We start from the raw sequence: 13,547 nt of genomic DNA on the forward strand, positions 1-13,547 counted from the left end.
GGGCCGCGAGTCACGTCGAACTATGGACTGCGAATGATGATTCGCGGGCCGCATGCGGCTAGCCGGCGAGCGTCGATCGGCATTCAATGCACAGCCCCCGTCACCACCTGCTCGACGATCGGCCCGAGCGCGAGCGCAGGCAGATACGTCAGCAACGTCATCAACAGGATCGTGCCGACCAACACGACCACGAAGAGCGGTCCGTGCGTCGGCAGCGTGCCGGGGCCGGCCGCGCGCCGCACCTTCGGCGCGAGCGAGCCGGCGAGCGCGAGCACCGGCACGATCGTCGCGAAGCGGCCGAGCCACATCGCCGCCGCGAGCGCCGTGTTGTAAAACGGCGTATTGGCGGCGAGGCCCGCGAACGCGCTGCCGTTGTTGTTCGCCGCCGACGTGAACGCGTAGAGGATCTCGCTGAAGCCGTGCGCGCCGGGATTCGCGATGCCTGCGACGCCGTCCGGCAGCAACACCGACACGGCCGTGCCGACGAGCACGACGAGCGGTGTCGCGAGGATCGCGATCGCAACGAGCTTCATGTCGTGCGGGTCGATTTTCTTGCCGAGATATTCGGGCGCGCGGCCGATCATCAATCCCGCAACGAACACGGCGAGCATCGCGTGCGCCAGCATCCCGAAAAGTCCAGAGCCGGGGCCGCCGAACACGACTTCGCCGGTTTGCATCAGCGCCATCGGCACGAGCCCGCCGATCGGCGTGAGCGAATCGTGCATCGCGTCGACTGCGCCGTCGCCGCTCGCCGTCGCGAGCGTCGCATAGAGCGCCGACGACACGATCCCGAAGCGCGTCTCCTTCCCTTCCGGGTTGCCGCCCGGCATCGACGCCGATGCGCGCGTGTCGACGGCGGGTGCCGAGAGCATTGCGCTGCCCGCCTGCTCGGCGCGTGTCGTCACTGCCGCAAGCGCGACGAACATCGCGAGCATCGCCGCATAGATCGCCCAGCCCTGACGCGTGTCGCCAACCATCGCGCCGAACGTGTGGCACAGCGCAGCCGGCAGCAGCACGAGCGCGAGCATCTGCAGGAAGTTGCTGAGCGGCGTCGGGTTTTCGAACGGATGCGCGGAGTTCGCGTTGAAGAAGCCGCCGCCGTCGCCGCTCAGCAGCTTGATCGACTCCTGCGATGCGACTGGGCCCATCGGCAGAAGCTGCTCGCTGCTCGTCGTCGTGTGCGTGATCGCCTGGCCCGCGGCGTCGTGCAGCGGCGCGCCGCTTGCGTCGAGCACTGGCTGCGGCCAGGTCGCGCTCTGGATCGTGCGAACGGTGCGATACGCGGAGAAATTCTGGATCGAGCCTTGCGCGATGAACGCAGCGGCAAATAGCGCGGACAGCGGAATCAGGATGTACAGCGTTGCGCGCGTGAGATCGGCCCATAGGTTGCCGACGGTGCCGGCGCCGCGCGTCGCGAGGCCTCGGATCAACGCGAACAGCACGGCGATGCCGGTGGCGGCGGACAAGAAGCTCTGCACGGCGATGCCGCCCATCTGGCTCAAATAGCTGAGCGTCGTTTCGCCCGCGTAGGATTGCCAGCTCGTGTTGGTGGCGAAGCTGACGGCCGTGTTGAACGCCGAATCGGCGCTGACGGCGGGAAGTGCCTGCGGATTGAGCGGCAGCAGATGCTGCGCGCGTTGCAATGCATAGAGTGCGATCGTGCCGAGCAGACTGAACAGCAGCAGCGCGACTGCGTAGGTTTTCCAGCTCATTCCCTGTTCGGGGTCGATGCCCGCCGCGCGATATGCCCATCGCTCGACGGGCCGCAGCATTCGCATCGGCCATGGAGGATCGCCGTCCGCGATACGAGCGATGCAGCCCCCGAGCGGCTTGACGAGCAACGTCAGTACCGCGACGAAAAGGCCGATTTGCAGATAGGCGTAGGTCGGCATTGATTCTCCCGCTTCGACCGTCGGTTCGGCCGCGCTTCACGTCTCCATTACAGCGCGGCCGATATCAAATCGTTCGAAAGAGTGACGCGACGGGCGTAAACAAAGCGTCAACATTTCGATACGGAGCCGATTCGCGATGACGGCTCGCGCGTCACCGCGCATCGTCGAGCAAATTTGGATTCAGTTCGATATTCAGGATGACGAGCCAACGTTTCGGGCAATCGAGAGGAACGTCGGGCAGGGCATCGGCATTCGGCGGTTTGCGCAGACGCCCGCTTGACTGCGCTTCGAGATAGGCGCGCTGCGCATCGGTTTGCAGCCAGAAGCTGACGAGCGCGCAACTGACGAAGTTGAAGAGAAGCAGCGGACCCGGTTCCACGTCGCAGCCGACGACGTGCACGAGGCTCGCGAACGCCGCCGTCAACGCCTGACTCGTCGCGATCGTGATGAACACTACTTTGGCGAGACCGCGCACGCGCATCGCGGCCTTCACGTGTGCGAACTTGCGCACGTCCCGTTCGCTGGGCTCGCATGCGCGATCGCGTCGGCGCACCTCGTCGTCGGACTTCATGCGGCGTATTCGAGCGGTGTCGGCGCAAGCGGCAGTTCGCGAGCCTTCGATGCGTACGAAGGCGATACCGCTGCCGGCTTGCTGAGGATCGCGCTGTCGTAGCCCTTTCCCGAGAAATGCATCACGTCGACGATTCGGAATCCTTGGCGTGTGTAGAAGTCGACGAGATGCGCGGCGGGCTGCGGCGTGTCGAGCGCGAGGCGCCGGTAGCCGCGTGCGGCCGCCCAATGCGCGGCGAATGCGAGCAACGATCGGCCGATGCCGCGCCCTTGCCAGACCGGATCGACGCCGAATTGCCGAAGCGTTGCGACGTTGCCGCGGCGATAGAGCTCGCACGGTGATGACGGGTCGCACGCATGAAGCGTCATCGTCGCGACGAGATGGCCGTTGCAGACGGCGACGAAGCATTCGCCCGCAAGCGCGCGCTGCCGCGTGACGGCGGCCGGCTGATCGACACACGGGCAATTGAGCCCCATCCGGCCGAGCCGAGCGAACGCGCGATGCAACAGCGCGGTCAGCTCGTCGTACGAGTCTTGCGCCGGATCGAAACGTCTCAGCACGACGCGGCCATCCACGCGAGTCGCACAGGCGAAGTGCGCGGGTCGTTCGGTCTTCGCTCGCTGCTGCTGCATGACACCTCCCAAACCTCGACGGTTGTCCGCAGTGTAGGGAGTCGCGAGCGAGCCCTTCAAGAAAAAATGTCGTAAAAAATTTCGATGAGGAGACGTGCGGTGCGATGCATGACGCTCGCCGCAAACGTCACGCGTCGCGAAAGATATGGCACGTCATCGGCGTGTCCCGGCCCGTCATTGCGCGGGCGTTTCGCCTTCCTTGACGAACTCCGCTTCGATGTGCACGCGCACGTCGTCGCCGACGGCCGGGTACCAGCTCGTCACGCCGAATTGCGCGCGGCTGAACGTGCCGCTCGCGGAAAAGCCGAGCGTGTCCTGCTTCGTCAGCGGATTGCGGCCGTAGCCGTTGAACGTGACGGCGAGCGTGACGGGATGCGTCGCGCCGCGGATCGTCAGGTTGCCGGTCAGCGTGCCTTGCGTCGCGCTCGTGCGCGTGAAGCGCGTGCTGTCGAAACGGATTTGCGGATGGCGGACGGCGTCGAACGCATCGGCGCCCGCGACGAGCTTGTCGAGCAGCGGCACGTTGGTGTCGACGCTCGCCGCATCGATCGACGCCGTCACGCCGCTGTCTGCGAGCCCGCCCGTGCGCCAGTCGAGTTGCGCGCTCGCGCGATCGAAGCGCATCGTGAAACGCGAATACTTGAAGTGGTCGACGTCGAACACGATGCTCCAGTGGTGCGGATCGAGCGAGTAGCGGCCGGCCGGTACGGCGGCTTCCGCCGTCGATACGCTATGCGTGACGACCCGCAGCGGCGTGCAGCCTGCCGCTGTTCCCGCGATCGCAATTGCACATGCGATCCATCCTGCCCATCTTGCCGGCCTCATCCAGACCTCTTTTGTCGAATGCGTGCGAAGACGATAGCGCATCGATTCGAGGTTGACAAAGGAGAATGATCGTTCTACCGTAAACGCATGAACACGAAACCAGACCTTTCCCCTGCCGGTAGTGCGCGCGAGCGCCTGCTCGACGCGGCCGAGACGCTGATCTATGCGGGCGGCATTCACGCGACGGGCGTCGACGCGATCGTCAAGCTGTCGGGCGCCGCGCGCAAGAGCTTTTATACGCACTTCGAATCGAAGGAGGCGCTCGTCGCCGCCGCACTCGAAAGGCGCGACGAACGCTGGATGACGTGGTTCGTCGACGCGACGGAACAGCGCGGCAAGTCGCCGCGCGCGCGGCTCGTCGGCATGTTCGACGTGCTGCGCGAATGGTTCGAGCAGCCGGATTTCCATGGCTGCGCGTTCCTGAACGCGGCGGGCGAGATCGAACATCCGGACGATCCGATTCGCGTCGTCGTGCGCGAGCACAAGGAGCGTCTGCTTGCATTCGTGCGCGAGCAGCTCGACGCATACGCGGCCGAAACCGGCGCGGACCGGCGGCACGTCGCAAGGCTCGCGCGTCAGTGGCTCGTGCTGATCGACGGCGCGATCGGTGTCGCGCTCGTGAGCGGCGACGCGACGGCTGCGCGCGACGCACGGGCGGCGGCGGAGCTGCTGCTCGAAGCGACATTGCCGAACCGGTCCGGCTGACGCCTCACTCCGTTTTCAATCGATCGAATCGCAGTGCCCCGACCTGCCCGCCGTCCACCGGCGAGCCGGGCAGGCCTTTTCACGTCCTCAATCTGGAGAACCCGATGTCCGATTCAACCGAAATCCGCCCGCCTGTCCCGCCGTTCACGCGCGAAACCGCGATACAAAAAGTTCGGGCTGCTGAAGATGGCTGGAACACGCGCGATCCCGAGCGGGTGTCGCTCGCCTATACGCCGCGGAGCAAATGGCGCAACCGTGCGGAGTTCGCCACGGGCCGCGCGGAGATCGTCGGGCTGCTGCGCCGCAAATGGACGCGCGAGCTCGACTATCGGCTGATCAAGGAATTGTGGGCGTTCACCGGCAACCGGATCGCGGTGCGCTTCGCGTACGAATGGCACGACGACGCGGGTAACTGGTTCCGCTCGTACGGCAACGAAAATTGGGAGTTCGACGAGAACGGCCTGATGGCGCATCGGCATGCGTGCATCAACGACATGCCGATCCGCGAAGCGGACCGCCTGTTCCACTGGCCGCTCGGCCGCCGGCCCGACGATCATCCGAGCCTGTCGGATCTCGGGCTTTGAGCGACGGCGGGCGGTGTGCGGCATCGCGCTGCGCCAAGCGCCGGACATCCGGCGCTCAGCGCTCACAGCTCGGCACTCGGGATTCGAAGCTAGGCGGCGCTGCGAAGCAAAGCTTCGCAGCCCTTCACGCCACATCGCACCGCACATCGCCGCTTCGCGCAGCGCGATGCCGCACACCGCCCGCATCACCCTCGCTGCGGCATCTCGCGTTCGAGATGGCCGAGCCGCACGACGGTCACGCCGGGACGCAACTGACGCAGCGAAGGCATCACGAGCACGCAGTCCGGATACGGCGTCGTGACGGGCGCACCGTCCGACCAGCCGATCACCTCACCCGCTTCCGCGAAATGCTCGAGGCCGGTGTACGCATCGGCGAAACGGAAGTCGTAGCTCGTCGCGACGACGGGCTCCGTCACCTGGACGATCCGCATCGTCTTCGCGAGCGGCTGGAACCAGCCGGCGGGCAGATCCCGCCCGTCGACGATGCCCGATGCGACCAAGAAGCGCGCGGTGCTGTCGCGCGCGACCGCCACCGCCTGCGCTTCCCAATGCTGGCCGCATTCGATGAGGAGTGCATTCTTCGCGCTCGCCGGATCGCCGAAGCCGCCGTAATCGCGCATCCGCCTGCCTTCCGGATGGCCTTCGTCGCGAATCACGGTCGGCGGTGCGCCGATCTGCAGCGCGAGCTCCGTGCCTTTGTCGAGCGGCCCCGCGACGATCAGCGGCGCGCTGCGCTCATGCATCGAGTGCAGGTCGAGCAGCCAGTCGGCTTCGTCGACGAACGGCCGCAGCGCGCGAGCACGATCGAGCTCGACCGAGCGCTTCGACAGATCGTCGAGCACGATCGGCATCCATACGCGATTGAAATCCTGATCGACGAAGCGCGCGGCGTCGGGCTCGGCCGGATCGAAGCGCTCGTACGCGGCGACGTTCGCGAACGACAGCGTCAGCACGCCGCGGCGCGGACGCAGTCCCATCTTCAGCAGCGCATCGACGACGATCGCGCCGCACACTTCATTGCCGTGCGTGAGCGCGTTGATCATCACGTGCGGGCCGGGCGCACCCGAATCGAAGCGATGAACGTAGTCGACGCCGGCATTGCCGGCACGATGCGCATCGAGGTTCGGAAAGTCGACCTCGATCGAATAGTGAGGAAATACGGGAGCCGATTCGGTCATGGTGAGCTTTTTCGGGAGTCGATGAAAACGTCGCGGCGGTTCACGGGCGGAACGGGCGTGCGCGATCGCGAGCACGCCCGCCGCCATGCACGCGATGTCGTTCGGTGAGCGGTTTCATGCGATTGCACGCACGTTCGATCATGAGCGGTGTCAATCGAGGCCGCCTTCGCACAGATATTTGATCGCGAGATAGTCGTCGAGCCCGTAGCGCGATCCTTCGCGGCCGTAGCCCGATTCCTTGACGCCGCCGAACGGCGCCGCTTCGCTCGCGAGCGCGCCTTCGTTGATGCCGACGACGCCCGCCTCGAGCCGCGACGACACGCGCGCGATCCTTCGTACGTTCTGCGTGTAGAAGTATGCGGCGAGGCCGTACGGCGTGTCGTTCGCGGCGGCGATCGTTTCGTCCTCGGTCGAGAAGCGGAACAACGCAACTACCGGTCCGAACGTCTCCTCGCCGCAGAGCTGCATGCCGGGCGCGGCGTCGGCGAGCGCGGTCGGCGCATAGAAATGCGGGCCGAGCTCGGCGAGGCGCCGGCCGCCCGTCAGCACGCGCGCGCCGCGCGTGACGGCGTCGTCGACGTGGCGCGCGATCTTGTCGACCGCGCGCGCGTTGATCATCGGGCCGATCTGCGCGGCGGAGTCGGTTGCCGGCGCGACGCGCAGCGCGCTCACGCGTGCGGCGACGCGCGCCGCGAACGCGTCGTACACGCCGTCCTGCACGTAGACGCGATTCGGGCACACGCAGGTCTGTCCGCCGTTGCGGAACTTCGCGGCCATCAGGCCGTCGGCGGCCGCGTCGAGATCGGCGTCGTCGAACACGATGAACGGCGCGTTGCCGCCCAGTTCGAGCGACAGCTTCTTGAGCGTCGCCGCCGATTCGCGCGCGAGGAACTTGCCGACGGGCGTCGAGCCGGTAAACGTGATCTTGCGCACGCGCGCGTCGGCGAGCCAGTCGCCGGCCGCTTCGACGCCGCGCTCGCGCGACGCCGAGATCATGTTCAGCACGCCCGGCGGCACGCCTGCTTCCATCGCGAGAAACGCGAGCGCGAGCGCGGTGAGCGGCGTGTCCTCGGCCGGCTTCGCGACGACCGTGCAGCCCGCCGCGAGCGCGGGCGCGATCTTGCGCGCGATCATCGCGAGCGGGAAGTTCCACGGCGTGATCGCCGCGACGATGCCGATCGGCTCCTTCACGGCGCTCATCCGCTTGCCGCGCTGCTGCTGCGGAATGAGGTCGCCGTACGCGCGCGTCGCTTCCTCGGCGAACCACTGCACGTACGACGCGCCGTACGCGACTTCGCCGCGCGCCTCGGTGAGCGGCTTGCCCTGCTCGCGCGACATCAGGCGCGCGAGGTCTTCGGTATGCGAGACGATCGCCGCGTGCCACGCGCGCAGGATCGCGGCGCGCTCGCGCGCGGTCGTCGCGCGCCATGCGGGCAGCGCGCGCGCGGCGGCATCGGTGGCGGCGCGCGCATCGTCTGCGCCGCTGTCGGCGGCTTCGGCGATCACGTCGAGCGCGGCCGGATCGGAGACGGCATAGCGGCTGCCCGATGCGGCGGGACGCCATTCGCCGTCGATCAGGTTGCCGGTGCGGATGAGTTCGGGGCGGGACAGCGTAAGCGACATGATGCGAATCCTGACGACGCGATGCGGTTGAGACGACGCGCGGCGATCAGCCGAGCAGATGCGCGACGATCGCGTCGCCGACTTCGCTCGTCGACGCGCGGCCGCCCAGATCGCCCGTGCGCGGGCCGTGCTTCAGCACGTGCTCGATCGCGGCGACGATCGCGTCGTGCGCTTCGCGGGCGCGGCCGACGCCTTCGCCGAGGAAATCGACCATCATCGCGGCCGACCAGATCATCGCGATCGGATTCGCGACGTGCTTGCCCGCGATGTCCGGCGCGGAGCCGTGCACCGGCTCGAACAGCGACGGAAACTTGCGCTCGGGGTTCAGGTTCGCCGACGGCGCGATGCCGATCGTGCCGGTGCATGCGGGGCCGAGGTCGGACAGGATGTCGCCGAACAGATTCGACGCGACGACGACGTCGAAGCGGTCCGGCTGCATCACGAAGCGCGCGCACAGGATGTCGATGTGCTGCTTGTCCCACGCGACGTCCGGATAGCGCGCGGCCATCTCCGCCGCGCGCGCGTCCCACCACGGCATGCTGATCGCGATGCCGTTGCTCTTCGTCGCGACGGTGAGCTGCTTCGCGCGGCGCTGCGCGAGCTCGAACGCGAACTTCATCACGCGCTCGGTGCCGAGCCGCGTGAACACCGCCTGCTGGACGACGAATTCGCGGTCGGTGCCTTCGAACATCGCGCCGCCGACGGCCGAATACTCGCCTTCGGTGTTCTCGCGGACGATCATGAAATCGATGTCGCCCGCCTTGCGGCCGGCGAGCGGGCACGGCACGCCGTCGAACAGGCGCGCGGGACGCAGATTGATGTATTGATCGAATTCGCGGCGGAACTTGAGCAGCGACCCCCACAGCGACACGTGATCCGGCACCGTCTCGGGCCAGCCGACCGCGCCGAACAGCAGCGCGTCCATGCCGGAAAGTTGCGTTTTCCAGTCGTCGGGCATCATCCGGCCGTGCTTCGCGTAGTAGTCGCAGTTCGCCCATTCGATCGGCTTGTATTCGAAGCGCAGGCCGAAGCGGCGGCTCACCGCGTCGAGCGCGCGCAGCCCCTCGGGCATCACTTCCACGCCGATCCCGTCGCCGGGGATGACGGCGATCTTGTATACCTTGTCATTCATGCTGGATTCCTCGTCGTGTCGAGCCGTCCGCATCGGCAGAGCCGGGCGCGAGCGGCATAAGGGGCGCGGTCGCCGGGACGCGCGCCATTGTCGATCCACGCATTTTATTTATTTCTGACAGGATTAAAATCGGCCATTCGGTTAATCGACTTTCCACGAATCGTGAACAATGCGCCGAACCTCGACGACCTGCGCGTTTTCAGCGTCGTCGTGCGGCTCGCGAGCTTCAGCGCGGCCGCCGAGCAGCTCGCGGTGTCGCCCGCGTACGTCAGCAAGCGCGTCGCGCTGCTCGAAAAGCAGCTCGGCACGCGGCTGCTGCACCGCTCGACGCGCCGCGTCGCGGTGACGGAGGCCGGCGAGCGCGTCTATGCGTGGACCGAGAAGATCCTCGACGACGTCGACCATCTCGTCGAAGACGTGTCGACGACCCGCAACGTCCCGCGCGGCACGCTGCGGATCTCGAGCAGCTTCGGCTTCGGCCGGCACGTGCTCGCTCCCGCGCTGCTCAACTTCAACGAGCGCTATCCGCAGCTCAACGTGCGGCTCGATCTGTTCGACCGGCTCGTCGACGTCGCGGGCGAAGGCTTCGATCTCGACATCCGGATCGGCGACGAGATCGCCGATCACCTGATCGCGAAGCGGCTCGCGACGAACTACCGGGTGCTGTGCGCGTCGCCCGCGTATCTCGCGCGATACGGCACGCCGCGCCAGCTCGCGGATCTCGCCGCGCATCAGTGCCTCGCGATCAAGGAGCGCGATCATCCGTTCGGCGTATGGCGGCTCACGACGCGCGGCGAGACGTCGTCGGTGAAGGTCGGCGGCGCGTTGTCGACGAATCACGGCGAGGTCGCCGTGCAATGGGCGCTTGCCGGACGCGGAATCGTGCTGCGCTCGATCTGGGAAGCGGGGCCGCTGCTCGCGAGCGGCGAGCTCAAGCGCGTGCTGCCCGATGCGATTCAGCCGGCGAACGTGTGGGCCGTCTATCCGGCGCGGCTCGCGGCTTCGGCGAAGGTGCGCGTGTGCGTCGATTTTCTGGCCGATGCGTTCGCACATCTGAACAAATACGCGAACGGCGGATAATCGTCTGGCGAACGGCGAACGGCGAACGGGCATGCGGCAAGAACCGGGCGTTGATCGACGCGTAACGATCGGCGGGCAATGATCGATGCGCGATGGTCGGTGTTCGGCTTGCAACCGCAGATGCTTGCGCAACTAACTGACCGATCAACCGGCAACCGACGTCGACTCGCGAATCGACGCGCGATGCGTGACGCATGACTCACGACGCATGACGCATGACGCAAAGCCTGCCGACGTCGCGCGTCACTAGAAGGAGGAACCTGCAATGAACACGCTATCGAAGCGCGCGCTCGGCGCGCAGGCGCGTTTCGTCGCGGCGCTCGCCGTGCTGATCTTCGCGTCGGCGGGCTCGCTGCGTTACTGGCAGGGCTGGATCTACTGGCTCGTGTTCTCCGGGGCCACGACCTTGCTCGCCCTCTATTTTCTCAAGCACGATCCGGCGCTCGTCGAGAGCCGGATGCGCGTCGGCGTGCGCGCGGAGCGCGAGCTCAGCCAGAAGATCATTCTCGGCATCGTGAGCATCGCGAGCTTCGGGCTCGTCGTCGCGATGGGCGCCGAATGGCGCGTCGCTCGGATGCCCGTCGATTGGCGCGCGGTCGTGTTCGGCAACGCGCTCGTGATCGCGGGCTTCGCGATCTGCTTCGCGGTGCTGCGCGAGAACCGCTTCGCGTCGAGCATCGTCGAGGTCAAGCGCGGGCAGACGGTGATCTCGTCGGGCCCGTACCGTTTCGTTCGTCACCCGATGTACTCCGGCGCAATGGTGATATTTTTCGGGAGCCCGATCGCCGCGCAGTCGGCATGGGCCTGGCCGTTCGCCGCGGTGCTCGCGGCGGGCGTCGTCGCGCGGCTCATCGACGAAGAGCGCTACTTGAGCGTGCACCTCGACGGCTATCGTGCGTATTGCGAGCGCGTGCGCTGGCGGCTCGTGCCGCGCGTCTGGTGACGCCGGCGGAATCGCAAAGACGCTTGCGCGCGGCTTGCAAGCGCATCGGTCCGCGCGCAGCGAACCGTACCTGTCGGCATCGCGCGTGCGCCTCTACAATCGTCGGAGTTTTCATCGAACGAGGTGGTTCGTCATGCTGAAAGTGCTCGGTAAGGCGCCGTCAATCAACGTCCGCAAGGTGCTGTGGACGTGCGCCGAATTGCAGCTTGGGTTCGAACGCGAAGACTGGGGCGCAGGCTTCCGGTCGACGCAGACGCCCGAATTCCTCGCGCTGAACCCGAACGGCCTCGTGCCGGTGCTCGTGGACGGCGATTTCGTGCTTTGGGAATCGAACGCAATCGTCCGCTATCTGGCGAACCAGTACGGCGGCGCGCATCTGTATCCGGCCGCGCCGCATGGACGGGCGCGCGTCGATCAATGGCTCGATTGGCAGACGACCGCGCTGAACCGCGCGTGGAGCTATGCGTTCCTCGCGCTCGTGCGCAACGCGCCGAGCCATCGCGATCAAGCGGAAATCCGCGCGTCGTGCGAGAGCTGGACGCGGCACATGGCGATCCTGAACGCGCGGCTCGAAGCGACGGGCGCGTTCGTCGCCGGTTCCGACTACACGCTCGCCGACATCGTGATCGGCCTGTCGATCAACCGCTGGCTCCGCACGCCGTTCGACAAGCCGGATTTCCCGGCGGTATCCGCGTACTTCGATCGGCTCGCCGCGCGACCGGGCTTCGCCGAGCATTGCGGCAACGGCTTGCCGTGAGCGTCGGCATCGCCGTGCGCTCACCTTTGTCCATCGATTGCCAAGACCCGAACGACGAACGCGATGAACGCAGTGAACACAGGAAACGCGAATGCCGGCCGCGCGGCTGACCCGACGACCTCGGCGCCCATCTATCAAGTCGATGCGTTCGCGAACCGGCGCTTCGCAGGCAATCCCGCAGCCGTTGTATTGCTCGAACACTTTCCGGACGACGTTGCGATGCAGGCGATCGCGGCGGAGAACAATCTCGCGGAAACGGCGTTCGTCGTGCCGCACGCATCCGATTACCGGCTGCGCTGGTTCACGCCGCGGGTCGAAGTGCCGCTTTGCGGGCACGCGACGCTCGCGAGCGCCGCCGTCGTGATGGAGCGGATCGAGCCGGCGCGCGAGCGCGTCGTGTTCGACACGGCAAGCGGACCGTTGACCGTCGATCGCACGCCGAGCGGCTATCGGATGGACTTCCCGGCCCGGCCGACCATGCCGAGCGGCGCGCGTGCGCAACTCGCCGGCGCACTCGGCGCGGCCGCGCTCGAAGACGTGCAGGCGAACGCGTTCGTCTATCTCGTGAGGCTCGCGAGCGTGCAGGCGGTGCGCGCGCTGAATCCGGACATGGCCGCGCTCGCGGCGCTCGATCGCAGCGGCGTGATCGTGACGGCCGCGGACGGCAGCGACTACGACTTCGTCAGCCGCTATTTCGCGCCGGCGAAGGGCGTGCCGGAAGATCCGGTGACGGGCAGCGCGCATTGCGCGCTCGCGCCGTACTGGGCGGCGCGGCTCGGCAAGACCGCGTTTCGCGCGCATCAGGCGTCGCCGCGCGGCGGCGAGCTGCGCTGCCGGTTGATCGGCGAGCGCGTCGAGCTCGAAGGATCGTGCGTGTTCTATCTCGAAGGGCGCGTGACGTTCTGACGAACGGCGACCGCTGCGGCAGTCGCAGTGACAGCGGCCGTGGCCCGGCAGCCTGCGAGAACGGCCGTCGGCGCGCGTCCGGCAGGTGCGCTCGCGGCCCGCGCCGGCGCGTTTTTCGTCCAAAGGTGAGATTTTTCGGGAGCTGATGCAGGCGCGTCCGAAGCGGGCCGCCCGTTCGCCGAACGCCGGCAAAATCGGGCTTTCCGGCACATCAATGCCGATCGGCGAACAGCGCTTCGAGCGGATAGTGCCGCTTCACGAACGGCGACTTGATGATCACGTAGCTGAAGTACTTCTCGATGCCGATGTTGCGCTCGAGCAGCCCTTCGATGATCGTCTGATAGTGGCTCACGCTGCGCGTGACGAACTTCAGCAAATAGTCGTAGCCGCCGCTCGCGAGGTGGCATTCGACGATCTTGTCGACGTTGCGGATCGCCGCGACGAAGCGGTCGAAGTCCTCGCGGCGGTGATCGGCGAGTGTGACTTCGGTGAACACGATCTGCACGTCGCCGAGCTTCTCGAGCTGAATGTCCGCGCCGTAACCGGCGATATACCCCGCCTTTTCCAGACGCTTCACCCGTATCAGGCACGGGCTCGGCGACAGGCCGACCGCATCCGCCAACTCGACGTTGGTGATGCGGCCGCGCTTTTGCAGCTGCGCGAGTATGCGCAGATCGATCTTGTCCAGCTTGCAATCGCCCATCATCACGGCGTCGGAA

The 13,547-nt window shown here is 66.8% G+C and carries 14 protein-coding genes; 6 read left to right on the top strand and 8 right to left on the bottom strand.

Annotated features, from left to right (window positions below; genetic code table 11):
- Nucleotides 1-83: 83 nt before the first annotated feature.
- The 4 genes from kdpA to BG90_RS20395 form a co-directional block, all read right to left on the bottom strand.
- On the bottom strand, nt 84-1,892 hold the full coding sequence (kdpA, locus tag BG90_RS20380) for a potassium-transporting ATPase subunit KdpA (protein WP_010117588.1): 1,809 nt from the start codon (nt 1,890-1,892) through the stop codon (nt 84-86).
- A gap of 151 nt (nt 1,893-2,043) precedes the next feature.
- On the bottom strand, nt 2,044-2,385 hold the full coding sequence (locus tag BG90_RS20385) for a hypothetical protein (RefSeq protein WP_235363855.1): 342 nt from the start codon (nt 2,383-2,385) through the stop codon (nt 2,044-2,046).
- Between the two features lie 74 nt (nt 2,386-2,459).
- Nucleotides 2,460-3,095, bottom strand: coding sequence for a GNAT family N-acetyltransferase (locus BG90_RS20390; protein WP_010117589.1), 636 nt, complete (start codon nt 3,093-3,095; stop codon nt 2,460-2,462).
- A gap of 174 nt (nt 3,096-3,269) precedes the next feature.
- Complete coding sequence (locus BG90_RS20395; protein WP_010107286.1) at nt 3,270-3,920, bottom strand: YceI family protein; 651 nt, start codon at nt 3,918-3,920, stop codon at nt 3,270-3,272.
- Between the two features lie 87 nt (nt 3,921-4,007).
- Between BG90_RS20395 and BG90_RS20400 the strand changes: the two genes are divergently transcribed.
- Nucleotides 4,008-4,625: a TetR/AcrR family transcriptional regulator gene (locus BG90_RS20400; RefSeq protein ID WP_010107287.1), complete on the top strand. Its 618-nt coding sequence runs from the start codon at nt 4,008-4,010 to the stop codon at nt 4,623-4,625.
- Nucleotides 4,626-4,729: 104 nt separating this feature from the next.
- On the top strand, nt 4,730-5,209 hold the full coding sequence (locus BG90_RS20405) for a nuclear transport factor 2 family protein (protein WP_010107288.1): 480 nt from the start codon (nt 4,730-4,732) through the stop codon (nt 5,207-5,209).
- Nucleotides 5,210-5,394: 185 nt separating this feature from the next.
- Here the strand turns inward: BG90_RS20405 and BG90_RS20410 are convergent, their stop codons facing one another.
- The 3 genes from BG90_RS20410 to BG90_RS20420 all read right to left on the bottom strand — a co-directional run bounded on the left by BG90_RS20410 (nt 5,395) and on the right by BG90_RS20420 (nt 9,175).
- Nucleotides 5,395-6,387 (bottom strand): M14 family metallopeptidase, encoded by a 993-nt coding sequence (locus tag BG90_RS20410; protein ID WP_010117591.1) that lies wholly within the window; start codon nt 6,385-6,387, stop codon nt 5,395-5,397.
- 150 nt (nt 6,388-6,537) lie between these two features.
- Nucleotides 6,538-8,010 carry an NAD-dependent succinate-semialdehyde dehydrogenase gene (locus tag BG90_RS20415; RefSeq protein WP_010117592.1) on the bottom strand — a complete coding sequence of 491 codons (1,473 nt, stop codon included), beginning with the start codon at nt 8,008-8,010 and terminating at the stop codon, nt 6,538-6,540.
- 46 nt (nt 8,011-8,056) lie between these two features.
- Nucleotides 8,057-9,175: a tartrate dehydrogenase gene (locus BG90_RS20420; protein WP_232288907.1), complete on the bottom strand. Its 1,119-nt coding sequence runs from the start codon at nt 9,173-9,175 to the stop codon at nt 8,057-8,059.
- Nucleotides 9,176-9,304: 129 nt separating this feature from the next.
- Between BG90_RS20420 and BG90_RS20425 the strand changes: the two genes are divergently transcribed.
- The 4 genes from BG90_RS20425 to BG90_RS20440 all read left to right on the top strand — a co-directional run bounded on the left by BG90_RS20425 (nt 9,305) and on the right by BG90_RS20440 (nt 12,828).
- Nucleotides 9,305-10,222 (top strand): LysR substrate-binding domain-containing protein, encoded by a 918-nt coding sequence (locus BG90_RS20425; protein WP_010117594.1) that lies wholly within the window; start codon nt 9,305-9,307, stop codon nt 10,220-10,222.
- A gap of 265 nt (nt 10,223-10,487) precedes the next feature.
- Entirely contained in the window at nt 10,488-11,165 is a 678-nt protein-coding gene (locus BG90_RS20430; protein ID WP_010107296.1) for a methyltransferase family protein, read from the top strand.
- 133 nt (nt 11,166-11,298) lie between these two features.
- Nucleotides 11,299-11,922 carry a glutathione S-transferase family protein gene (locus BG90_RS20435; protein WP_010117595.1) on the top strand — a complete coding sequence of 208 codons (624 nt, stop codon included), beginning with the start codon at nt 11,299-11,301 and terminating at the stop codon, nt 11,920-11,922.
- A 63-nt stretch (nt 11,923-11,985) separates the two neighbouring features.
- Nucleotides 11,986-12,828: a PhzF family phenazine biosynthesis protein gene (locus BG90_RS20440; protein WP_010117596.1), complete on the top strand. Its 843-nt coding sequence runs from the start codon at nt 11,986-11,988 to the stop codon at nt 12,826-12,828.
- A 211-nt stretch (nt 12,829-13,039) separates the two neighbouring features.
- Here BG90_RS20440 and BG90_RS20445 read toward each other — a convergent pair whose 3' ends face one another.
- A complete protein-coding gene (locus tag BG90_RS20445; RefSeq protein ID WP_010117597.1) occupies nt 13,040-13,534 on the bottom strand; it encodes an Lrp/AsnC family transcriptional regulator in 495 nt (164 codons plus the stop codon).
- Nucleotides 13,535-13,547: the final 13 nt, after the last annotated feature.

It is taken from the genome of Burkholderia oklahomensis C6786, from assembly GCF_000959365.1.
Taxonomy (GTDB): domain Bacteria; phylum Pseudomonadota; class Gammaproteobacteria; order Burkholderiales; family Burkholderiaceae; genus Burkholderia; species Burkholderia oklahomensis.

Bases quoted from the DNA above. Each gene is read 5' to 3' on its own strand.
- BG90_RS20440 (WP_010117596.1), top strand. From the start codon at position 11,986: ATGAACGCAGTGAACACAGGAAACGCGAATGCCGGCCGCGCGGCTGAC.
- BG90_RS20435 (WP_010117595.1), top strand. From the start codon at position 11,299: ATGCTGAAAGTGCTCGGTAAGGCGCCGTCAATCAACGTCCGCAAGGTG.
- BG90_RS20395 (WP_010107286.1), bottom strand. From the start codon at position 3,920: ATGAGGCCGGCAAGATGGGCAGGATGGATCGCATGTGCAATTGCGATC.
- BG90_RS20405 (WP_010107288.1), top strand. From the start codon at position 4,730: ATGTCCGATTCAACCGAAATCCGCCCGCCTGTCCCGCCGTTCACGCGC.
- BG90_RS20445 (WP_010117597.1), bottom strand. From the start codon at position 13,534: ATGATGGGCGATTGCAAGCTGGACAAGATCGATCTGCGCATACTCGCG.
- BG90_RS20410 (WP_010117591.1), bottom strand. From the start codon at position 6,387: ATGACCGAATCGGCTCCCGTATTTCCTCACTATTCGATCGAGGTCGAC.
- kdpA (WP_010117588.1), bottom strand. From the start codon at position 1,892: ATGCCGACCTACGCCTATCTGCAAATCGGCCTTTTCGTCGCGGTACTG.
- BG90_RS20430 (WP_010107296.1), top strand. From the start codon at position 10,488: ATGAACACGCTATCGAAGCGCGCGCTCGGCGCGCAGGCGCGTTTCGTC.
- BG90_RS20400 (WP_010107287.1), top strand. From the start codon at position 4,008: ATGAACACGAAACCAGACCTTTCCCCTGCCGGTAGTGCGCGCGAGCGC.
- BG90_RS20390 (WP_010117589.1), bottom strand. From the start codon at position 3,095: ATGCAGCAGCAGCGAGCGAAGACCGAACGACCCGCGCACTTCGCCTGT.
- BG90_RS20415 (WP_010117592.1), bottom strand. From the start codon at position 8,010: ATGTCGCTTACGCTGTCCCGCCCCGAACTCATCCGCACCGGCAACCTG.
- BG90_RS20420 (WP_232288907.1), bottom strand. From the start codon at position 9,175: ATGCGGACGGCTCGACACGACGAGGAATCCAGCATGAATGACAAGGTA.